Source organism: Micromonospora sp. CPCC 205546, assembly GCF_036902715.1.
Taxonomy (GTDB): Bacteria; Actinomycetota; Actinomycetes; order Mycobacteriales; family Micromonosporaceae; genus Micromonospora.
On record NZ_JBAKHL010000005.1, the window covers coordinates 1 to 21270 of the forward strand.

At 68.2% G+C, this 21270-nt stretch carries 22 protein-coding genes and 1 pseudogene; 12 read left to right on the plus strand and 11 right to left on the minus strand.

All coding sequences use genetic code 11. The features are described from left to right. Positions 1-337 precede the first annotated feature (337 nt). A complete protein-coding gene (locus V6U77_RS03745; protein WP_334604747.1) occupies positions 338-937 on the plus strand; it encodes a ClpP family protease in 600 nt (199 codons plus the stop codon). A gap of 349 nt (positions 938-1286) precedes the next feature. Then, positions 1287-1946 (plus strand): class I SAM-dependent DNA methyltransferase, encoded by a 660-nt coding sequence (locus tag V6U77_RS03750; protein WP_334604749.1) that lies wholly within the window; start codon positions 1287-1289, stop codon positions 1944-1946. Here the strand turns inward: V6U77_RS03750 and V6U77_RS03755 are convergent. The 5 genes from V6U77_RS03755 to V6U77_RS03775 are packed head-to-tail and all read right to left on the minus strand — an operon-like array spanning position 1943 to position 6521. Next, complete coding sequence (locus V6U77_RS03755) at positions 1943-2719, minus strand: ABC transporter ATP-binding protein (RefSeq protein ID WP_334604750.1); 777 nt, start codon at positions 2717-2719, stop codon at positions 1943-1945. The two genes, V6U77_RS03750 and V6U77_RS03755, sit on opposite strands and share 4 nt — an antisense overlap. Further along, a complete protein-coding gene (locus tag V6U77_RS03760) occupies positions 2716-3735 on the minus strand; it encodes a FecCD family ABC transporter permease (protein WP_334604752.1) in 1020 nt (339 codons plus the stop codon). The genes V6U77_RS03755 and V6U77_RS03760 overlap by 4 nt, the downstream gene beginning before the upstream one ends. Beyond that, entirely contained in the window at positions 3732-4721 is a 990-nt protein-coding gene (locus tag V6U77_RS03765) for a FecCD family ABC transporter permease (protein ID WP_334604753.1), read from the minus strand. Before V6U77_RS03765 ends, V6U77_RS03760 begins: the two co-directional genes overlap by 4 nt. Continuing rightward, on the minus strand, positions 4711-5526 hold the full coding sequence (locus V6U77_RS03770; RefSeq protein WP_334604754.1) for a siderophore-interacting protein: 816 nt from the start codon (positions 5524-5526) through the stop codon (positions 4711-4713). Before V6U77_RS03770 ends, V6U77_RS03765 begins: the two co-directional genes overlap by 11 nt. Further along, entirely contained in the window at positions 5523-6521 is a 999-nt protein-coding gene (locus tag V6U77_RS03775; protein ID WP_334604755.1) for an ABC transporter substrate-binding protein, read from the minus strand. Before V6U77_RS03775 ends, V6U77_RS03770 begins: the two co-directional genes overlap by 4 nt. 104 nt (positions 6522-6625) lie before the next feature. Between V6U77_RS03775 and V6U77_RS03780 the strand changes: the two genes are divergently transcribed. After that, positions 6626-7474, plus strand: coding sequence for a helix-turn-helix domain-containing protein (locus V6U77_RS03780; protein WP_334604756.1), 849 nt, complete (start codon positions 6626-6628; stop codon positions 7472-7474). A 180-nt stretch (positions 7475-7654) separates the two neighbouring features. Then, a complete protein-coding gene (locus V6U77_RS03785; protein ID WP_334604757.1) occupies positions 7655-8026 on the plus strand; it encodes a VOC family protein in 372 nt (123 codons plus the stop codon). Between the two features lie 741 nt (positions 8027-8767). Here V6U77_RS03785 and V6U77_RS03790 read toward each other — a convergent pair. The 3 genes and pseudogenes from V6U77_RS03790 to V6U77_RS03800 form a co-directional block, all read right to left on the minus strand. Continuing rightward, positions 8768-8968, minus strand: coding sequence for a hypothetical protein (locus V6U77_RS03790; protein WP_334604758.1), 201 nt, complete (start codon positions 8966-8968; stop codon positions 8768-8770). A gap of 117 nt (positions 8969-9085) precedes the next feature. After that, positions 9086-9390, minus strand: a pseudogene (locus V6U77_RS03795) (transposase); the annotation flags it as partial. 88 nt (positions 9391-9478) lie between these two features. Next, positions 9479-9958 (minus strand): hypothetical protein, encoded by a 480-nt coding sequence (locus V6U77_RS03800; RefSeq protein ID WP_334604759.1) that lies wholly within the window; start codon positions 9956-9958, stop codon positions 9479-9481. Between the two features lie 1793 nt (positions 9959-11751). Here V6U77_RS03800 and V6U77_RS03805 point away from each other — a divergent pair. The 5 genes from V6U77_RS03805 (at position 11752) to V6U77_RS03825 (ending at position 17051) form a co-directional block, all read left to right on the plus strand. Then, positions 11752-12645 carry an ABC-three component system protein gene (locus V6U77_RS03805; protein WP_334604760.1) on the plus strand — a complete coding sequence of 298 codons (894 nt, stop codon included), beginning with the start codon at positions 11752-11754 and terminating at the stop codon, positions 12643-12645. Further along, positions 12642-12911, plus strand: a complete 270-nt coding sequence (locus V6U77_RS03810; RefSeq protein ID WP_334604761.1) for an ABC-three component system middle component 6 — start codon at positions 12642-12644, stop codon at positions 12909-12911. Before V6U77_RS03805 ends, V6U77_RS03810 begins: the two co-directional genes overlap by 4 nt. A gap of 109 nt (positions 12912-13020) precedes the next feature. Beyond that, entirely contained in the window at positions 13021-14628 is a 1608-nt protein-coding gene (locus V6U77_RS03815) for an ABC-three component system protein (protein ID WP_334604762.1), read from the plus strand. 534 nt (positions 14629-15162) lie between these two features. Further along, positions 15163-16320 (plus strand): DUF262 domain-containing protein, encoded by a 1158-nt coding sequence (locus V6U77_RS03820; protein WP_334604763.1) that lies wholly within the window; start codon positions 15163-15165, stop codon positions 16318-16320. A gap of 2 nt (positions 16321-16322) precedes the next feature. Next, positions 16323-17051, plus strand: a complete 729-nt coding sequence (locus V6U77_RS03825; RefSeq protein WP_334604764.1) for a HEPN domain-containing protein — start codon at positions 16323-16325, stop codon at positions 17049-17051. 284 nt (positions 17052-17335) lie between these two features. Here V6U77_RS03825 and V6U77_RS03830 read toward each other — a convergent pair whose 3' ends face one another. Together V6U77_RS03830 and V6U77_RS03835 are read right to left on the minus strand one after the other, a co-directional pair. Beyond that, positions 17336-17803, minus strand: a complete 468-nt coding sequence (locus tag V6U77_RS03830) for an NUDIX hydrolase (protein ID WP_334604765.1) — start codon at positions 17801-17803, stop codon at positions 17336-17338. 24 nt (positions 17804-17827) lie between these two features. Further along, on the minus strand, positions 17828-19051 hold the full coding sequence (locus tag V6U77_RS03835; protein WP_334604766.1) for a helix-turn-helix domain-containing protein: 1224 nt from the start codon (positions 19049-19051) through the stop codon (positions 17828-17830). Positions 19052-19359: 308 nt separating this feature from the next. Between V6U77_RS03835 and V6U77_RS03840 the strand changes: the two genes are divergently transcribed. From V6U77_RS03840 to V6U77_RS03850, 3 genes are all read left to right on the plus strand, one after another. Beyond that, complete coding sequence (locus V6U77_RS03840; protein ID WP_334604767.1) at positions 19360-19692, plus strand: hypothetical protein; 333 nt, start codon at positions 19360-19362, stop codon at positions 19690-19692. Between the two features lie 22 nt (positions 19693-19714). Continuing rightward, positions 19715-19927, plus strand: coding sequence for a hypothetical protein (locus tag V6U77_RS03845; protein ID WP_334604768.1), 213 nt, complete (start codon positions 19715-19717; stop codon positions 19925-19927). A 347-nt stretch (positions 19928-20274) separates the two neighbouring features. Further along, a complete protein-coding gene (locus V6U77_RS03850) occupies positions 20275-21000 on the plus strand; it encodes a GntR family transcriptional regulator (RefSeq protein ID WP_334604769.1) in 726 nt (241 codons plus the stop codon). 27 nt (positions 21001-21027) lie between these two features. On the opposite strand, the gene V6U77_RS03855 is transcribed toward V6U77_RS03850, so the two are convergent. Beyond that, positions 21028-21213 (minus strand): hypothetical protein, encoded by a 186-nt coding sequence (locus V6U77_RS03855; RefSeq protein WP_334604770.1) that lies wholly within the window; start codon positions 21211-21213, stop codon positions 21028-21030. Positions 21214-21270: the final 57 nt, after the last annotated feature.

Below are 21270 nucleotides of genomic sequence, written 5' to 3' on the forward strand. Positions count from 1 at the left end.
CACTGCTGCACCTCGGCCCCCGCACGGGCGCCCCGACCCTGCGGGTCGGCCGGCCCGCCTCCGCCGCGGGCGTCCGCCCCGGCCCGCGTACCCGCGTCGCGCTTGGTTGCGGGCGGGCGCGGACGGGCGCGCGGACATTGGTCGTCGTCCAGGTCGGCGCCTGAGCGGGACAGCCACGTCCCCACCGGACCGACCGGCGCACGGGTGGTTCTGCCGTCGGCTGATCTGCCGCCGGCAGAATCGTTGGCTCCGCGGGTGGCGTTCCGCGCAGGCTGGAGGGGCCGGTCCCCCGGGCGCCCTCAGGTCGCCCGCCGGCACTGCCGGAAGGGCGGACGCGATGATCGGTCTCGACGTGCGGATGTTGGACGGTGGACAGCCCTCCTTCGGCGACCAGGTGTTCGATCGGCTGTTGAAGGAACGGATCATCTTCCTCGGCACGGAGGTGACCGACGCCTCGGCGAACCAGATCTGCGCCCAGATGCTGCTGCTCGCCGCCGAGGACCCGCAGCGGGACATCGTGCTCTACATCAACTCGCCCGGTGGCTCGGTGAGCGCCGGCATGGCCGTCTACGACACGATGCGGTTCGTCCGCAACGACGTGGCCACGGTGGCGCTCGGTTTCGCCGGCTCGATGGGGCAGTTCCTGCTCTGTGCGGGCACCGCCGGCAAGCGCTACGCGCTGCCCCATTCGCGGATCATGATGCACCAGCCGTCGGGCGGGATGGGCGGCACCGCGGCCGACATCACCATCCAGGCGGAGAACATGCTGCACGTGAAGCGGACCATGCAGGAGCTGATCGCCCGGCACAGCGGGCGCAGCCTGGAGGAGATCCAGCGCGACTGGGACCGCGACCGGTGGTTCACCGCCGAGGAGGCCCGCGAGTACGGCCTGATCGACCGGGTGGTCACGAAGGCCGAGCAACTCCCGGCGAGCTGACCGACCCGGACCGCGACGGGGGCGGTCCGGGTCGGCGCCGGACCGCTCACCGGCACGGCCGCGATGAGCGACACCGGCGCCGGACGCGCCCCCTCGATCCGCGTCCGACCTCCGGTACGCGATGGCCGCCACCGAGGACGGCCGTCGATATGCCGAGCCTATTCTCGCCGTTGATGATCCGCGCGGACAGCGCGGCACAGCGTCTTGCACACGAATCTCGTTACATTCCACGGCGGACGATTCGTTGCGCCGATGCCCCCGCTTCTGTCGAGCGGGGGCCGGCGGATCCCGCCCCGATGGCGACGCGGACGGCCGTGCCCCCGACAGCCACCCGGTAACGTGCCGGGGCGTGAGCGAACCGGATCAGCTGCAGGACACCCGGGCGTCCTACGACGCCATGGCCGCCGAGTACGCCGCGCAGTTCCAGGACGCGCTGGCCGACATGCCGTGGGACCGGGCGGTCCTCGCCGGCTTCGCCGACCTCGTGCGCGCCGCCGGGAACGGGCCCGTCGCCGACGTCGGCTGCGGCCCCGGCCGGCTCACCGGGTACCTGCACGGGCTCGGGCTGGACGCCTTCGGCATCGACCTCTCCCCGCGGATGGTCGAGATCGCCCGACGGGCCCACCCCGACCTGCGCTTCGAGGTGGGCGCGATGCCCGACCTGGAGCTGCCGGACGCCTCGCTCGGCGGCATCGTGGCCTGGTACTCGACCATCCACGTCCCGGACGACCTGCTTCCGGCCACCTTCGCCGACTTCCGCCGCGCGTTGGCGCCCGGCGGTCAGCTGGTCCTGGCGTTCCAGGTCGGCGACGAGCCGCTGCACCTGACCGAGGGGTTCGGCCGGTCGATCTCGCTGAGCTTCCTTCGTCGTCGACCGGAGCGGGTCGCCGAACTGCTGACCGAGGCCGGGCTGGACGTGCGCGTCCGCCTGGAGCGCGAACCGGAGACGTACCCCTTCCAGCAGGAGCGCACGCCGCACGCGTACCTGCTGGCCCGCCGGCCGGGCTAGACGGTCGGCACCACCATCGGCGTTCCGGTCACCGGGTTCGGCATCACCATGCTGGGCAGGCCGAAGACCTCCCGCATGAGGGTCGCGTCCACCACCTCGGCCGGCGGCCCCTGCGCGACGATCCGGCCGTCCTTCATCGCCACGACGTGGTCGGCGAAGCGGCACGCCTGGTTGATGTCGTGCAGGACGGCGACGATCGTGCGGCCCTCGTCGCGCAGCCGGGCGAAGAGCGCCAGCAGCTCGTACTGGTGGGTGATGTCGAGGAAGGTGGTGGGCTCGTCGAGCAGCAGGTAGGGCGTCTCCTGCGCCAGCACCATGGCGATCCAGACCCGTTGCCGCTGGCCCCCGGACAGCTCCTCGACGGGCCGCTCGGCCAGGTCCGTGACGCCGGCCACCGCCATGGCCGACCGGACGGCCTCCTCGTCGGCGGCCGACCCGGCCCCGAGCAGGGACTGGTGCGGGTACCGGCCCCGGGCGACGAGCCGCCGGACGACGATGTCCTCCGGAGCGACCAGGCCCTGGGGCAGGAACCCGACCTGTCGGGCGAACCGCTTCGGTCGGTGCTCGGCGACGTCCCGCCCGTCGAGGCGGACCGCTCCCGACGACGGCGTGAGCAGTCGGACGAACGCCTTGAGCAGCGTCGACTTGCCGCAGGCGTTGGGCCCCACGATCGCCGTGAACGCGCCGTCCGGCAAGGCCAGGCTCACCCGCGTCGACACCAGCCGCTCGCCGTAGCCGAGCGTGACGTCCTCCGCGGTCAGGCGGCTTGTCACCGTCGTTTCACCTCCATGCCGAGCAGCCAGATGAGATAGCAGCCGCCGATCGCCGTGGTGACCACGCCGACCGGCAGCGCGACCGGCGCGAGCAGCACCTGCGCGACGAGGTCGGCGCCCAGCAGCAGCACCGCGCCGGTCAGCGCCGCCGGCACCAGGGGCACGCCGGCGGCCCGCGCGAGCCGGCGGCCGATCTGGGGCGCGGCGAGGGCGATGAACACCACCGGACCGGCGATCGCGGTCACGGTCGCGGTGCAGCCGACGCCGGCCAGGACCATCAGCAGCCGGAGCCGGCCCAGGCGTACGCCGGTGGTGCGGGCGACCTCGTCGCCGAGCGCCGCCTGGTGCATGGCGTGGGAGATCACGACCAGCAGCAGTACGAAGAGGCCGATGACGACGAACGGGAGCCGGATCTCGGTCCAGTCGACGCCGTTGAGCGAGCCGGCGTTCCATCCGGTCGCGGCGAGCGCCACGTCGATCTCGGCCCGCAGGACGATCCAGGAGTTGAGCGCGGTCAGCATCGCGTTGACGGCGATCCCGACGACGATCAGCCGCAGGCCGCTGAGCCCGGAGTCCAGCGACAGCAGGTAGATGAGCGCGGCGGCCAGCAGCCCGCCGGCCACGGAGCCCGCCGCGAGTTGCCCGGCGGTGCCGTTCAGCACCGTGATCGCCACCAGCGCGCCGGTGTACGCGCCCGCGTCGAGGCCGATGACGTCCGGGCTGCCCAGCGCGTTGCGGGTCAGGTTCTGGAAGACGGCCCCGGCGAGCCCGAGGGAGGCACCGAAGACGAGCGCCGCGGCCACCCGGGGCAGCCGCCACTCCCGGATGACGAAGGCCGACTCGCCGCCCCGGGTGAGGGCGGCGAACACCTCCCCCGGGGTGGCCCAGTCCTGCCCGTGGCAGAGGCCCAGCAGAGCGAGGGCCGCCGCGAGGGCGACGAGCCCCGACGCCACGACGGCCGTACGCCGTTCGACCTCGACCACGACGGGTCCCGCCCGCAGCGTCAGCGTGCTCACAGCGCCGCCGCGCCGTACCGACGGACCGCCCAGATCAGCACCGGGCCGCCCAGGAACGCCGTGACGATCGCCACCGGCACCTCGCCGGTGGGCAGCAGGACCCGCGACCCGACGTCGGCGACGAGCAGCAGCAGGGGGCCGAGCAGCATCGAGTACGCCATGATCCAGGGAATCGAGTCGACCGCCAGCCGCCGCGCCAGGTGCGGCACCATGAGGCCGACGAACGCGATCGGCCCGGCGACGGCCGTGGCGACGCCGGTGAGCAGGGTGACGAGCACCAGGACGGCGACCCGGACCCGCGTCACGTGGGTGCCGAGCGCGTGGGCGACGTCCTCGCCGAGAGCCAGCGCGTTCAGCGGCCGGGCCGCGGCCATCGCGGCGACCAGGGCCGCCACGGTCACCAGCACGGGCAGCGCCAACGGCGTCTGCTCGGTGCCGGCCAACGCCCCCACCGACCAGAACCGGTACCGGTCGAAGACGTCGGGGAAGGTCAGCCGCAGGCCGAGCGATACGCCCGCCAGCACCCAGCTCAGCGCCACGCCGGCGAGGACCAGCCGCAGCGGCGAGGCCCGCCCGACGGCGTGGACCGCGACCGCGGCGAGGGCCGAGCCGGCCACCGCGAGCACGAGCTGACCGGCCTGCGAACCGGCGACGCCCGCCAGGACCCCCAGGTTGATCGCGAAGCCGGCCCCGGCGGTCACGCCGAGGATCCCGGGCTCGGCCAGCGGGTTGCGGGTCAGCGCCTGGATCAGCACGCCGGCCGCGCCGAGGGCGGCGCCGACGCAGACACCGAGGATCGTGCGGGGCAGCCGGATGTCGCGTACGACGAGATGGTCGGCGGTGCCCGCGAAGTCGGTGAGCGCCCGCCACACCTCGGCCGGCGCGACGGGGCGCGCGCCCACGGCCATGCTCGCGCCCGCCGCGACGACGAGCAGCGCGGCGGACACGAGCAGGAGCGTCGCCCGTCGGGACAGGTCAGTCTTCAAGCCCGGCGATCCCGCGTTTCCAGTACCCGGTGACCAGCGAGTCGAGGCGGTCGCGGCGCCACGCGCGCAGCGGCCTGATGTCGGTCGCCTCGCCGGCCGCGAAGAGGAACGTCCGCCCGGCCGGCAGTCGCAGCGACCGCACCTCCTGGGCGAGCGTCGAGCCGGTGGCCCCCCGCACCAGCCACGTCACCGTCACGCCGTCACGCGACGCCAGCGGGTAGTCCCACTCGGCGGCGTCGTCGACCTCGGCCACCACGTGCGCGGACACGTCGGCCGGCGCCTCCTCCAGCCACCGGGCGACGGCTGGCAGGGCGGTGGCGTCGACGGCGAAGACGTAGTGGTCGTGGGTGTGCGGGAACGCCTTCGCCCCGGGCGGGCCCGCGACCGTCACCTCGTCGCCCACCGCCGCCGTCGCCGCCCACGTCGAGGCCAGGCCGCCGTCGTGCAGCACGAGGTCCAGGTCGAGTTCGTGGGCGACGGGGTCGTACCGGCGCACGGTGTACTTCCGGCTCTCCGGGAAGGGGCGGGGCCAGTCGAGCATCCCCTGCCCGTCCGGGACGGGGTCGCGCCGGGTGCCGTCCGGATCGGGGAAGACGACCCGGACGTGGTCGTCGGCCTGGTACGTGTGGAAGCCGGCGAGACCCGGGCCCCCGAGGGTCAGCCGCAGCATGCGCGGGGTCACCAACCGTCGGGCGACGACCCGGACACGTCGTACGCCGATGGGGTAGCCGATGCGGGTGGTGCCGCTGCCGCCACTGTGGTGGGCGGCGACCCGACCGGCGGGGTCGTGACGGTCGACGGTCATCGGGCGAGCAGCGGCGCGAACGCCTTGTCGAGGGCTTCGAGGGTGGTGAGCGCGGACTCGTAGGTCGACGCCTCGGTGTGCGCCAGCGGGAACACCCGGCCGGCCTTGACCGCGGGCAGGTTCTTCCACAGCGCGGAGTCGAGGACGTGCTGCACCGCCTCGCCCGGGGAGCCGTCGGCCTCGAGCGTGTACGTGATGGCGTCGGCCTCGCCGAGGCTCTCCGGCAGCTCCTCCAGCGCGGGGTACTCGGTCACGTCGAGGGCGCCGCCGCCCTTGGCCTTGACCTGCCCGTAGTAGTTCACGCCCACGTCCTGGGCGATGTTGGTCCCCCACGAGCCGGCGAACTCGCGGTGGAAGTTGCCCTTGGCGACCTCGCCGTACGCGCCCAGGTGGCCGAACTTCAGGCGGCCGAGCACGTCGCCGTACCTGGCCTTCAGCTCCCCCGCCTTCTTCTCGTACGCCGTTCTGGTCGCCTCGAAGTGGGCCGCGCGGCCGGCGGCGTCGACCTGCTTGCGGGACACCTCGCGCCAGGCGTCCGGCAGCTTGGGTCCGATCGCGACGACGGGCGCGATGCTCTCCAGCCGCTTCATGTCGATGTCGCCGAGGACGGGCTTCGGCACCCCGATCACGATGAGGTCCGGCTTGGCGGCGGCGATGGCCTCGTAGTTGGTCTCGGCGGCCAGTTCGCCGGCGACCTTGGGCAGCCGGTCGTAGGTGGCCCGGTCCTGCCCGGTCATCATCGTCAGGCCGCGCTTCCAGGTGGAGATTCCCACCAGCGCGGCGTCCGCCTCGATGAGGACCGGCACCGCGTATCCCGTGGCGACGACCCGCTCGGGGGCGACCGGGATGTCGATCTCGCCGTTGTCGGCGGAGAAGACGCGGGTGTCGGAGGCGCCGTCGGACGTCGCGGGTTCGGCGCCGTCGGCACCGCAACCGGTGGCCACGGCGAGCGCCAGGGCGGCGGCGGCCAGACGCCAGTGCTGTCGTACGGACATCTGCTGTTCCTTCGAGGGGCGGAGAGGGGGTGGCAGCCCCACTGGGCTGCGAAGCTTAGGCTAGCCTTACCAACGTTTGCGGGATGTCGACGAGAGGTCAACCCATGTCGGGGAGAGGTCAGGTCATCGTCACGGACTCCCTCGCGGCGGATCCGGTGAGCTGCGAGGAGTTCGGCTACGGCCTCGGCCGGCCCGACGGCATCCTCGTCCTGCGCTACCGCTCGGTGACCCGCCTGGCGTTCGCCGAGAACCGGCAGGACTTCCTGCACCAGCTCTACTGGTCGCCCGACGGCCTGCTCTCCGCCCGCCACGGCCGGCGTACCAGCTTCATCGGCCCCGACGAGGTCTTCTGGGCCCACCGGGGGGTGACCCACGAGGTGCACGCGGCGGACCGGCAGACCGTCTACCGGATCTGCCTGCGGGAGGTGCCCGCCGCCCTCGGAGGGCTGCGGGCCGGCGTTGCCGCCATCGATGCCGAGGCCGCCCGGCTCGTCCTCGCGCTCGCCGATCCCGGGTACGACGAGGGCGACGCGCCCGAGGCCCGCAGCCGCATCATGGCCGGGATCGGCGCCCCGGCCCATCCGGTCGACGACCGGCAGGCGGGCCGCCCCGGCGTCGCGGCCACGGTCGCCATGGCGCTGGTACGCGACCCCGGCGACGCCACCGGCCTCGCCGAGTGGGCCGGACGCCTGCACGTCAGCGTCAAGACCCTGCAACGCGACTTCACCCGCGAGTTCGGCATGTCGTACTCGCAGTGGCGGACCAGGCTGCGACTGCGTGCCTCGCTGGCGCTGCTGGAGACCCGGCCCGTCGGCGAGGTCGCCCACCTCATCGGCTACGCCAGCCCGTCCGCCTTCATCGCCGCCTTCGCCCGGGAGTACGGCTGCACGCCGGGCCGCGCCGCCTCGATCAGGCACACGGCCGACGAGTCCTCGGGAGCCTCCCGCGCGTGACCCTTCCTCCGGCCCGCCGGGAACACCCGGTCCGTCCGGGATCCGACCCTCCGGGACGGCCTTCCGGACGGGCCACCCGTGAGCGCCCTCGGCTACCTCACCACCTTCGGCGGGTACCTTCACTGGCACGGTGACCGGGGGCGCCGGTCATCGCGCCACGACGATGACGGGAGAGGTCGGATGATCGGTCGGCTGCACTCGGTGGTGCTGGACTGTCCGGACGCCGAGCAGTTGGCGCAGTTCTACGTCGAGCTGACCGGCCTGGAGTGGGCCGACAGCGACGGGTACTGGGTGACGTTGAAGGGCGCGGACGGGCATCCCCGCCTCTGCCTCCAGAGCGTCGCCGACTACCAGCCGCCACAGTGGCCGGATCCGACCTTCCCGCAACAGGCCCACCTCGACGTGGAGGTGGACGACATCCAGGAGGCCGAGCAGGCGGTGCTCCGGCTGGGCGCCACCCTGCTGCGCGGCGGCGGGGGCCGCAACCGCGGCTTCCGGGTCTACGCCGACCCGGTGGGGCACCCGTTCTGCCTGGTGTGGGGGCAGGACTGACGCCATGACCAGCCGCGTTCGCCGGGTAGCGGGCGGAGGCGGCCACCCGCACCCGCCCGGTGGCGCGAGCCGGTCACGTCGTCACCGGCTCACCCCGATGCCGTACGCGCGCATCCAGGTGCCGATCTCCAGCAGCGGCAGCACCAGGTGGGCCGCGTTGACGTGCGTCATCGTCCGGTTCCCCGACTCGGTCAGCGCGCGGACGCGGTCGGGATCGAACAGGCCGTGCAGCGGCGAGGTGGATGCCGTAGCCGAACGCCATGTGCCCGGCCGTCCGGCGGTGTCAGCGCGTCCCGTCGCGACGCATCAACTTCACCGCGCTCGCCGAAGCCGCCGGATACGCCGGCGTCTGGCACGTCGACGACCTGAGCAAGTTCAGGGAGTTGCTGCACAGCGAGCTGAGGACGTGCGCGAGTCCCACGTTCGTGCACTGCGAGCTCACCGAACAGGACGAGGCCGGCGCGCCGCGAGAATCGAGGCCGAACTCGCGCAGCACCAGCTCCGGTTCAGCGGGCACCTGGCCGCGCGACGGTGACCGGTCGTGGAGGCCCGCGCCGCGCAGGCGACGATCCGGGTACGACAGCGAGGTGGGTGGGTGGCCGGCCAGCCGGGTCCTCCCGTACCACGCCGTCCTGCCTCGTCGGGGAGAACGTGTCGACGTAGGCAGCGGGCCAGTCCGTGGATGGTCTGCGGGTTCGGGCCGTCCTTGGGCAGTAGCACGCCAATGGCACGGACGGGCGATCAAACGTCGAGCCTCGTCGCCAACTCTCCGTACTTCATCCCGAACGAGCACTGCTGGCCGTGCTCGTTGACACCGACGAACTTGATGCCGTGCACCCGGTGTTGCACGACGGTCAGCCGGGCTCGCAGCGTTCCGTGCGGCCTGTCCAGCTGGATTGCGTCACCGACCTGCAGATTCTCTGCTGGAACTGTCCGGTCCATCACTGCATCCTGCCGTCGCCCACGACCTCCAGGCCACCGACTTCCATCGTCCACCGCCAGCTTGGAAGATCGTTCTCGGCTGACCTGATCTGCCCGGAGCACCTACCAACGGCGGCCGTCGATCACCGCCCGCGACATGTCCGACCGACCGCTGGCGCGCAGCTTGCCGAGTAGGACCTCGTGCAGCCGCTGCCAGACACCGGCGTCGTTCCAGTTCCGCAGCCTGCGCCAGCAGGTCACTCCCGATCCGAAGCCGAGCTCTTGGGGCAGGCACTCCCACGGGATCGCGGTGTAGAACACGAACAGAATCCGCACAACACCTTGCGGTCATCGAGGGGCTTACGGCCGGGGTAGCGGCACCGCCGGGGCGGGCGGGGTGGCAGCAGCGGTGCGGTCTCGGCCCACAGGTCGTCCGAGACGATTGACGGCGGCTGCTCTCCCTTCCTCACGTCCGGACGGAACGATCCTCACGTTCCGAGGACACGCCCACCGTCATTCCGTCGGGAGTTGTCAGACGCCGACCGGGCTGCCGCCGTCAGCCGGTGGGTCGGTGCGACCCCGGGCCTGCCGGGCCCGCCAGGAGCGCTCGACCAGCGCCACGACGAGTAGCCAGATCCCCATCCCCAGGCCGGCCCAGATGCGTCGCATCGGAGCGAACGCTTCGGCGTCCCTGGCCCAGTCCCGCTCTTCGAGGTAGACGACGGTCATCCTCTCCCCGACCCCGGGAGTCCCCTTCCAGGCCCACAGCTCCGTCTCGTGCCCCGAGGCGAGCCGGACCCGGACGAGGTCGGAGCGACCGACGTGCCGTGCCCTGACGACCTCGGCCGGCGTGCTGACGCCGTTCGCGCTGAGATAGAGACCCTGACCGATGGTGAACAGCGCCCAAGTGACCAGCAGCGCACCGCTGAGCACGAGCGCCAGCATCCGCCGCCTCGGGTTGGCGGTGAACGGGCCTGACGTCGACGCAGGCTGAGGGTGCGGGGTGACCATCGCCCCAGCGTGTCACCCACCGACAACGGGGCGCGGTGGGCCCGGCGGAGGACCGTCGCGGCCCACCCCGTTTGGGTAGGACGAGGAGCGGACCCATCGTCACCATCACGGCTGCCCCCTTGCCTACAGGGTGTGGAAGCGGGCCGGCACGAGGATCTTCAGCTCAACCGCTCAAGATCATTGCACGCATTTTTTCGGAGGGCCGCAAACAGCGGCTACAGGTGGCATCCGGCTGCACAGGTCGACCCATCGATACGAGAGCGTATCCGCAGTTCAGTCACCGTTCTGGCTGATCTTCGAGGTGCCCCCGGCAGGATTCGAACCTGCGACACACGGTTTAGGAAGGCGACTGAGGCAGAGTGGCTTACTTGGCCTTGACCTGGTCGATTGGGCCGGCCACCTGCCCAGTCAGTCAAGATCATTGCGCGTACTCTGCACGGCGGGTGAAGTGTCTGACGGTCGGCGGTGACGTGCGGCATCTCGGCGTCAGAGGTGCGAGCGCGGCTGTCCGGGGTCGTACGGCTTTCCGCCCCCCGGCCCACGGGCCGGGGGGCGGCTTCGCGTGACGCCGGCACTCCGCGGCCTGGTCCCCACACCCGGTGGCAAGCCGCGAAGCGGCGCGGCAGCCGATCGCCCCGACCTCGATGGCAGCCAACCACCCCCGCGATCGTCACGGCCCGCCGGGTGCAGAGGTCTTGCCTGTCGTGCCGGCCGGTCTGCCCAAGGTCAGTGGGCGCAAGGCTCGCTCGTACTCGTCCGCCTTAAAGATGAAGGGGCCGATACCAGCGAGATTGGGCCAACCCTGCGCTACGTCAGCCCACACAACCCGGTCGTCATCGCGTACGAGGCGGGCCGAGAGAACCCCGCATCCGCCGATCGCGCAGTGCGGGCACATGAAGAGGGCGACGTGGTCCTCGGGGTCACCATCGCGCAGGTCCGACGGGCCCTCACCAAGAAGAGCGGTTGCATGGAACTTGACGGCTAGAGGTGAACCGACCCAGAGCGGCGAGACGAGTAGGAATCCTGGCAGCCGTGCTCGGATCATGTCCAACAGCGAGACTCCGTCGACCAGGAAGTCGAGCACCTGGAGAACCGGCTTCGAGCGGTCCGCTGCCCAACGAGCGGCAGCACGCCGACTGAGTAACTCGTGAGTGCGTGGCGTCAACGTGAGCTGGGATGCCTTTTCGTGCACGCTGGCAGTCTCCCAGCCTTGCGTACTGCGCCGCGCTTGCGCGGCGCCTTGATCCTAAAGAGACTGTTTCGGCAGCATCGGACGTAGAGCCCTGTGGCGTGGCCCCTGCCATGATCTGCGCATTACGGGTCGATGCCCGGGTGCTGGTCCACCACTTGGTCCTCGTGCTCGACATGGTGTCAGCATCCGCAACCGTCCGTGCCTGCTCGCCAGTTTGGCTGCTCGGCGGAACCCTGACGCCCGCCGACAGGCTCTGTTCGGTACGGCTAGGGGCGCACATGGGAGTTGCTCACATCGAAAGCCCTTCCGCCTCGGGCGTCCAATTGCCGGCGCCGCCCGCAGCCGTTGCCTTCACGGTTGCTGTCGACAACCACAGGGTCGCTGGCGGCCCTTCCCGCCGGGCGGACACCTCAACCTCAGCCGTCAGCTCACCTGGCACCGGCCATAGTGGTCGTACGCAGACCCCAATCGCCCCCTTCCTCCCGTCAACTCTGTCTACTACCGTCGGTGCACAGCTAACCGCGATCAGTTGCGAGAGGATGACGTGTCAGGGCTGAGCTTCCAGGAGCGCATGTACGTGCAGCTCCTGTATCGCAATCGGATGGCCGAGCTGCACACGACTGCCTTCGAGAACTTCTTTCACGGACTGATGTGCCTCAGGCACTCAGACTTCGTCGATGTGCGGACGCACGGCAACATTGGGGATCTCAGCGCAGATGGCCTACGGCTTCATGACGCACGCCTGTACGCCTGCTACGCGCCAGAGGTCTTCGATGCCTCGAAGGTAAAGAGCAAGTTCGAGAGCGACCTTGCAGGCGCCCTCGCCAAGCGCCCAGGCGAGTTCGACGTCTTCGTGTTCGTCCACAACGATGCCCGAGGACTACACCCTGAGGTGACGCGGCTACTTTCACAGGCGCGAAAGGCTCACGACACGCTGGAGTTCGAGCAGATGGGTCCCCGCCACATGCTGCGGGAGCTGTACAAGCTCGTCAAGCACGAGATTGAGGACCTGTTCGGGGCCGAGATCAAGGTGCACGACGTGGTCTATGGGATGGGGCTAGACGATCTCCGCCCTCTGCTAGACCACCTGATCGAACATCGCCGCCGCGGCGCCACCCCAGCTCCGGCAGGGGAAGTGTCGGACCTCAAGATGGACTACAACCGTCTCGACGATGACCACCGCGAGTTGCTTCGTCTCGGGATGCGGCATACGTACTTGATTGAGCAGTACTACGGCACCATCGATGACGTCACCGAGCGTGACGAAGTGGCCGTAGACTTCAACGAGTACTACCGGTCCGTCGCGCAGGAGTACGACGCCCCAGAGGACGTCTTCCGCAAGCTGCAGGAGTACGTTGCCGGCAACGAGCGGGGTGCCTTGTCGATGGAGAGGGCACTTTGGGTAGTGCTCGCGTACTTCTTCGAACGTTGCGACATCTTCCGCGAGCCGCCGCCGGCTGGTGAGTCAGACATGCACCAGGCTGCTGCCATATGATCACTCCAACCAAGGGCATCGCACCCCAGCGGGCTCTGCTAGCGGTGGGCGCACAGATCATCAACTTGCTCGACCAGCCGATGACTGTGAGCCAGGCATGGGCAAGGCTTCGGCAGTGGCGTAGGAACAACAATCACCTCGCCCCTGTACCGTTTTGGTGGTTTGTGTTGGCTTTAGACATGCTCTACGCGTTAGGTCTCCTAGAGCTACGAGACGAGCTACTGACCGTGAGGAGGGCAGATGCTACGACTACTCACAGCCAGTGACCCTAGGTTCAAGTCGATCAACTTTCGTCCGGGCCTAAACATCGTCGTCGCTGACACGACCGGAGGCTCAAGCGAGACAGACAGTCGCAACAGCGCCGGCAAGTCAAGCATGCTCGAGCTGCTTCATTTCCTTCTCGGCGGTAGCAGCGACACAGGCTCCCTGACAGCCCATCGCAAGATCCGCGACATCGAGTTCCAGTTACACCTGGACTGGCCCGGCGTGGCTGACGGTATCCGAGTCAGCCGGTCAGGGGCGCGTCAAGGGTCCGTGCGCGTTGAGCCGGCGCCTCCGGGTGCAGCAACCGCACAACTCCTATCCGGTGCTGGGGAGCTTCGTCTGGCGGAATGGCAGCGGCTCATCGAACGCGATCTTTTCGCACTGCCGGAGGAACACGTAGGCATTAGTGGGCGCATCATGCTGTCCTTCTTAATGCGTCGTGTCGGCTCGCATGCCTTCAACAATCCGACCCATAGTCATGCTCGCCAAGCCGATGCCGAAGGAACGACCAACCTCGCATACTTGCTCGGTCTTGACTGGCAACTTGCAGGCCGATACCGAGAGCTACAGGCCCGAGAGAAGACTCGCAGAGAACTACGCAAGGCAGCAAGCGACCCTATTCTTGGGCGCATTGTGGGCAAGGCGTCAGACCTCCGCGGTCAAATAGCAGTGGTCGAACACCGCGTTAATGAACTGCAACAGCAGATTGACGCATTCCGCGTCGTTCCCGAGTACGAGAATTTGCGCATACGAGCCGACGAGATCGACCGCCGCATTCGCGAAATGCGAAACCAAGACGCGGTTGATAGGCGAAATCTAAACGACCTCGAGCGCGCGGTTGAGGAAGCGGTCAGTCCGGACATAGATTACCTTGAACCGATCTACGCCGAGCTCGGCATAGTCCTCACTGATCAAGTACGGCGCAGCTTTGCAGACGTCGAAGCATTCCACCATTCAATCGTACGCAATCGTCGCCGCTACCTCGATGATGAGATCACCACGCTACGTACAAGATTGGCCGATCGGGAGGCCGAAAGAAACACATTGGGTAATCGGCTCGCGGAAGTCCTGCAAACACTCCGCGAAGGCGGTGCGCTAGACGCCTTGACCACGCTCCAGCGGATCCTCGCCCAAGAGCAGGCGCTACTCGGCGCGCTGCAACATCGGTTCGAGGCCGCGCAGGCCGTCGAGGCGAGCCGTCGCGAGATCACCCAAACGCGTGTGGCATTGCAGCAAGAGATGGAAACGGATATCGAGGAACGGCGCCACGTTGTAAACCAGGCCGTTGTTCTTTTCTCAGAGTACGCCCAGCGCCTGTACAGTCCAGACCGCGAGGCGTATCTGCGGTTCGAGCCCGGCGATGCAAGCCTTCAGATCAAGCCCCACATTGCGAGCGACAGCAGCGGCGGAATCAGCAGCATGGTGATCTTTTGCTTTGACTTAACAGTCGCTGTTCTGGCGCATCGAGCCGGCCGAGCCCCTGATTTTCTTGTCCATGACAGTCACCTCTTTGATGGCGTCGACGAACGGCAGTTTGTTCGTGCGCTGAGCCTTAGCGCGGAGGTCTGCGAACAGGAAAATCTGCAGTACATCGTTACCCTAAACTCGGACGAACTAGAGAAGGCTGTGCGGCTCGGCTTCGACCCCGCCAATCACGTCTTGGAACCTAGACTTACCGATGCCTTCGATGACGGTGGCCTCTTCGGCTTCCGGTTCTGATCAGGCGCGACCTTCCCACCAGGCGGCCCGAGTCCTCGGGGCGATGACTCGACCGGACGTTGCGCGACGAGGCCGTCGTGGGGATGCGGCGCGCGCATATCCTGGACAGGCCCCTGGCCTGCCGGCAACTGCCGGCCCGAGGGGTCGCAGAGGCTCCGGGGTAAAGGGCGGCCCGCAGGGCCGGTGCCTAGCGATGCGAAGCGCCCTTGACCCTTAGGCGGCGGCCCCGCAGACTCCGCGCCGCATCCCCGGCACGGCCGGCGGTGACTCGCCTTACGGCGCGGCGGTGCGGACGGCCGCCGCGCCTCGGCCGGCTGCCGGCCCACGATCTCCCCACCCAACGGTCTGTCGTCTGTGGTGGCCCTCCGGGCTCCCCTGCGATCCGTGCCAGCCGCCGGACATCAGGCGGAGCGCAGGCCCGCGCCCAGGCGGCGGCGCGTGCGGCCCGTTGCGGCCGTTGTCTGCCTGACGGACGTAGTACGCGGGAACGGCCCCGATCTGGTACACAGGACCCGCCGAAAGTGGGAGGTTACCTTGAGCGACCAGGACCTGGACGCCAGTGATGAGGACTACGTTGAAGGAGGCCGGGACGTCGAGGAAGCAGAGCCGCAGCTCGACGATCAGTATGGCAATGACCCTGTCGGCTTCTGGGAAGAAAAGCAACGAGACCTAGTCTCGAGCGCTGTCGATTACAATCTATTCTCACTGTCGGGTCTCGTTCGCTCCAAGAAGATCGACTTGTCCCCCAAATATCAGCGGCGGAACCGATGGACGGACAAGCGAAAGTCCCAACTGATCGAATCGTTCTTAATGAACGTCCCCGTGCCACCCATCTTCCTCAACGAGGATGAATATGGCCGATATTCGGTCATCGATGGAAAGCAGCGGCTCACCGCTATCAACGACTTTCTTATCGGGCGCCTGCGTCTTACCGGGCTGGAGGTCTTTGCGGAGCTCAATGGTAACGTGATCGACGAATTACCGGGAACGCTACAGACGATCCTCGAGACGCGTGCGGCGATCCGGGCGATCATTATCCTTCGACAGTCGGACCCTGACGTTAAGTATCAGGTATTTCAAAGGCTTAACACCGGGGGAATCCGCCTTAATCCTCAAGAGATCCGAAACAGCGCTTGGCCCGGAGCCCTAAATGAGATGATCCTCGCAGAATCGTCGTCTGCCCTATTTCATCAAGCATTGCGTGTTGGCGAAAAGCACAAGTCCGCCCTCTACAAGGAGATGCGCGACGCTGAATTTGTGCTGCGGCACCTCACCTTCAAGGATGACTGGGATACCTTCAAGGGGGGCATGGGTCGACGTCTAGATGAATTTATGGCAAAGAACCACGCGATGCCGCCCGCCGAGGTCGAGAAGCTGAGGACAAGTTTCAGGCAAGCGGTGCAAAAGTCGGTCGCTGCCTTCGGCGAGTACGCCTACCGACGGTGGATGCCGGAAAAGAACCTGTGGAGGAAGCCGGTGCTCGCATCGGCTTTTGATGCGGAGATCTTTGGGGTTCAAGACTTCGAAGTACACAAGCTAGAGCAGAAGCAAGCTGAGTTGATCGCGGGCGTCAAAGAGTTGTTCAACCGCCCCGATTTCCGGGTAGCGATCGACTCAGCAACGAACACGCCGAGCTACTTCCGAGATCGTATCCGACATGTCCGTGACATGACCGCCGCCATTGTGAACTAGTCATGGGAGCGCTCGAGGACTTGAGGCATTCCCTTACTGCTGTAAGAGCGCTTGCCGAGATGGAGGGACGTTACAGCGATCCGCCGGAGGTCAACGATCGGGCGGCATGCTTCGGTCTGCGGGGAGCCTGCACCGTTCTTACCGTGGCCTGCTTTGAATCCTTCCTGCGGACCCTCTTCGAGGAGCAGCTCGACCGACTCCGCCATGAACGGATTCCGCTCATGCACTACGGGGACAAGTTGCGGACAGTTGCGATCTACGCCTCACTTGAATTGGCGATGAAAGGTGACCACCGCACGCGAGGATCGGAAAAGGCACACCGAATCCCGGAGGTGCTATCAGCCGCAAAGGCCATCGTCTCGGACTCATTTCTCCCTCGGGCCTTATCCTCAACGGGGAACAACCCAGACCCTGATTGCGTCAAGCGGATGTTTAACTCCGTCGGCTGCAACGATATTTTCAATAAAATATCTCAACCCTTCAGCGCGAGCTGGCCGAAGCCCGTGTCACTCGACTACTGCAAGGAAAAGCTCGAGAGCTTGGTGTTGTCCCGTCACCAAGTTGCTCATACCGCAGATGCCGCCCATGTCCTGCGGTCTGAACTCACCGAGAACGCGCTCTTTGTCGAAACTCTCGCGGTTGCGTTGTCAGCGCAGCTCGAGTCACACGTGGATGCATTGATCTCCGCTGCGCGCGTAGCTCATTCCCTGGAGGAACAGGCTGATACCTGACAATCCCGGCTGTCGACGCAAGGCTCCTGGAGCAGCGCCCTGCTCGCCACCCCCGATCGGCATGAGTCCGCATCGCAACACTGCTCGGCTCTCTGCCAGCAACTACCAGGTGTCACAAGCCCCGGAAACCTGCTGTCATCGGCGGCCCGGGGCTTGTCGATATTCCGCGCCGCCAACCGGCTAAAACCCGAAGCGCCGACGGCCGAAGGCCAGAGGAGTGGCGGCGGGATATCGGCCTGGCTTCGACGGTGCGAGACGCCTTGAACTCGTGTCGAAACACTGGGCTAAAGGGCGCTGCCGTGCTCCGCATAAGAGGCATTGCCGCTGTTGCGCGCTGCGATCGCCGTGCGGAGTCTGCGAGTGAGTCGAGGCGGTCCGTGATGATCCAGATCTTCTGCTGTCACGTAGCGCCACTCGGTAAGTTCACCGTCCGTGAAGCGGATGGCTTGTTCTTGCTCCGTAGTAAGAGGACCACCGTCGAAGATGAAGAGCAGCTTGTCTCCTTCGTGCTCGGCCGGTGCCCAGTCGACAACGAGCATGGGGCCGACGGCGGTGGTGAGGCCGAGTTCCTCCTCGATCTCGCGAATGCACGCCGCACGGGGTGACTCGCCGGGTTCGACGTAGCCGCCGGGGATGTCCCAGTGCTCCTTGTAGCTCGGGCGTACGAGGAGCACGCGGCCTTCGTTATCGAAGAAGAGGACGCCTGCGGCGACGCGTGGGGTTGCCATGGGTGGCATCTCGTTGGCCGTCACCAGGGCAGCCTAGATGGGCTGGGCTCAGTCGAGCACCTTGAGCCGCCGGGCCAGTCCGACCAGTTCGGCTGAGGGCTTGCCGCGCTGCCGGCGTACCCAGGTCAGGGCGAGTTGTCGGCTGAGGAAGTGGTGTCGGACCTGTTCGGGTGCCATCTGCTCGGCGTCGAGCAGGACGGCCTGGGCGTCGTCAACGCGGTTCCAGGAGCTGTAGGCGCGGGCGACTTCGAGGGCGTGCCGTACGCGGCGTTCCATCGGTAGGCCGGCGGTGTCGACGCGCGGGCCGAGGTCGATGGCGACTTGCAGGTTGCCCAGCTCGGCGGCGGTGGCGACGCGGTGGATGGCGACGTTGGTCGGGCCGAAGGCGGTCCAGAGGTGGTTGGCGTCGGCTCCGAGTTGGCCGGCGGCGTGGTCGGCGGCGGTGAGAAAGGTGCGGGTGGTGGCGGCGTCGCTGGAGCGGGCGGCGGCCATCGAGCCGGACAGGAACAGGGTTCCGTAGACGGAGAGCAGCGCTGGTGTGGCGTGCTTGAGGTGGGGCTCAAGGTAGCCGGCGGCGTCTTCGGTGAGGCGTACTGCTTCGGCGTAGCGGCCGGTGGCGTGCAGGGCGTGGCCGACGGAGCGGAACAGTGAGCCGGTGATGAGCGGGTCGCCGGTGGGGCGGACGGCGGTCAAGCCGCGGTCGGCGGCGATCCAGGCGAGGTCGCTCTCCCCGAGTTTGGTGAGCTGGGTCGCGGCGAGCTGGTACGCGAGGCCGAGTAGGCGGCGGGCCTGGTCCTGGTCGTCGCCGTCGTGGTGGTCGGCGGCGGCCTGGGCCCGGTGGAGCAGGTCGGGCAGGCGGCCGGTGACGTATCCAAATCGTGAGTCCTGGTAGGCGTCCCAGAGGGCGCCCACCTCCTTCTTGAGCACGGCGACGCTCGGCGGCTCCGCGTGCGTGCCGCCGCCGAACGGGGCGATAGCGCGGTAGTTCATCAGGGCGGCGCGGAGGGCGGGCACGGTTTCGGTGCCGCTGTCGCCGGTCCAGTCGAGCAGCGAGGGTTCGCCGAGCAGGTCGCCGAGGGAGACGTCCAGGACTTCGGCGAGGGACTTGATGACGGAGAGCCGGTCCAGCTCGATCCGGTTGTTTTCGATCTTGCCCAGCCAGTCGGCGGTACGGCCGATGAGCCCGGCTAGGACCTCTTGGGACAGGCCGCGTCGCCGGCGGTACCAGGCGACGCGCTCGCCGATGGTCAGGGTGTTGGTTGTCCCGCGCACCGGTTCACTGTCTCCCCTCGGTCGGCTGCGACCCCGGAAGGATTTTCCGGGTCGCTGGGCGGTATGTGCCACAACCTGTCTGCATGACGGGGCTGAACGTATCGAGCAACTGCCAATCCTGCTCGGGCGCGGGCTGGAAGTACACCCTTGCCCGCACCGCCATTCGGGGGATGGGGCGCGGGTCGGAGCGGACTCGTTCCCTTGCCCGGCGGTCCTGCCTGGACTGCGCGGGTTCCGGTCGCGCGGCGACCTGCTGAGGCTGGCCCGGGGTGGGTGCTGGCGTGGGACCGCGACCCGAACGACGGCCCGTGAATGGCCCGCCCACCCCGGCGCCCCGCAAGCCGGCGCCGTCCCGGCCGGGTGTCCCGGCACCGGGCGACCTGGTGCTCATCGACGGCCGGGCCTCGGTGCAGTTCGGCGGCGACCGCGCGCTGTGGCTGCGGGTTACCTCGGTCTGCGACAAGCCGACCTACCACGGCTGGGTGTGGCTCACCGGCTACTCCATCAACCCGGCCACCGGTAAGGCGCTGGCGCGGCGTGAGGTCTTCGCACAGATCGCCGGCCTTCAAATCCAGCCACGCACTACCAACAACGCGCCGCCTCGCAACGTGGCGCCGGTGATGAGGAGACGCGGTGTTTGACGTTCGGGTACGACTCGGCGCGGTGCTGACGATCGATGCAGCAGATCGTCTCCTACCGTCGGACGGGCCGGTGACGTTGTGGGTGACCGGAGTCCGGCTGGTGGCCAACCGCCCGCCGCAGGATGAGTGGATCTGGGTCGAGGGATTCAGGCTCGGTCCGTCCGGCCGTCACGGTCGGCAGGCGCAGATCCTGGTACGCGCGAGCAAGCTCCCGCCGGATGGGGCCGCCCGGTGAGCACCTACCTGTCCAGTGCGGTGCGCGACCAGCTCCGGGCGGCACAGGCGCAGCTTGACCAGCACACCCCGTCGAGCGCCGACGGGCGCTGCGCCACCTGCGGCGAGGAGGGTCCGTGCCCGCAGCGTCAGGCAGCGTTGCGGGTGTTCGGTCGGTACAGGTGCCTGCCGCGTCGGTGGCCGGGTGCGACTCGTCCGGAGTCGGTGGGAGCGCCGTCGTCATGGTCGGGATGGTTGGCCGCAGCGGTGGAGCATGTGACGTCGAACGGCTGACCCTGCTTGTCCTGTCATGCAAACAACTCATAAGCTGCTGATATTCAGGCAGCGTTCATAGGTGGGGTGCCCGCGATGGCGTACGAGATTCCGACGCCGAAGTACCTGCGCGTGTTGAACACGCTGCGGAAGCGCATCGAGGACGGCGACTACGCCCCCGGTGCGGCACTGCCGTCGGAGAACCAGCTCTGTACGGAGTTCGGGGTGTCCCGCCCGACGGTGCTCAAGGCGCTGGGCATCCTCAAGCAGGACGGCTGGATCGAGTCCCAGCAGGGCAAGGGCAGCTTCGTACGCGGCCGACCAGCCTCCGGCCGCACCTCGCCCGACTACGCCCGAGACGCGGTCGAACTGGACGAGACTGGAGAGACGGAGATCCTGCACGTCGGCCCGGTACTCGCCTCACCGCGGATCGCGGCAGAGTTGAAGATCCCGGAGGGCACGCCGGTCTACGAGCGACGCCGCCGGACCGTCTCCAAGGCGGGGCCGGTGGACCTGATCGCCACGTTCGTGCCGGTGGACATCGCGGTCGGTACCGACATCACCAGGCCGGACCCGATTGCTGGCGGCCTGCTCGACCTCATCGCCCGCCATAAGGGCCTACGACCCGACTACGCCACCGAGCGGATGACCGCCCGCCGGGTGAGCGACGTCGAGGCTGCGGCGTTGAACGTGCCGGCCGACGAGTCGGTGATGAGCGTCGTCATCACCGTCCACCAGGCATCCGGCGACCCAATCACGACGTCGGTGCTGGTGATGCCGGGAAGCCGCCACGAGATCGAGGACACCTACGCTCTGTCCTGATCCGCCTGCGTCAACCTTGCTGGCGGCTCAGCGGCACATCTCGCCGGCAGTCCGCGTAACTCGCCCGTCTCCCCGATCGACGCACAGTTCGCTTGTCGCGCGGTCGATCCAGTAGGTCTGTCCGCGTTCGATGAACGCTGGCTGGTCCAGGTGGAACCATCGGCCTACGGTGTCCACCAGCGTCAGGCGCTCGGCTGTTTCCCGCTGCGGCATCACGTCCTCCTCCCTGCTTGTCCTGGCAACCAGGGCAGCTCTCCACATTGTGCAATC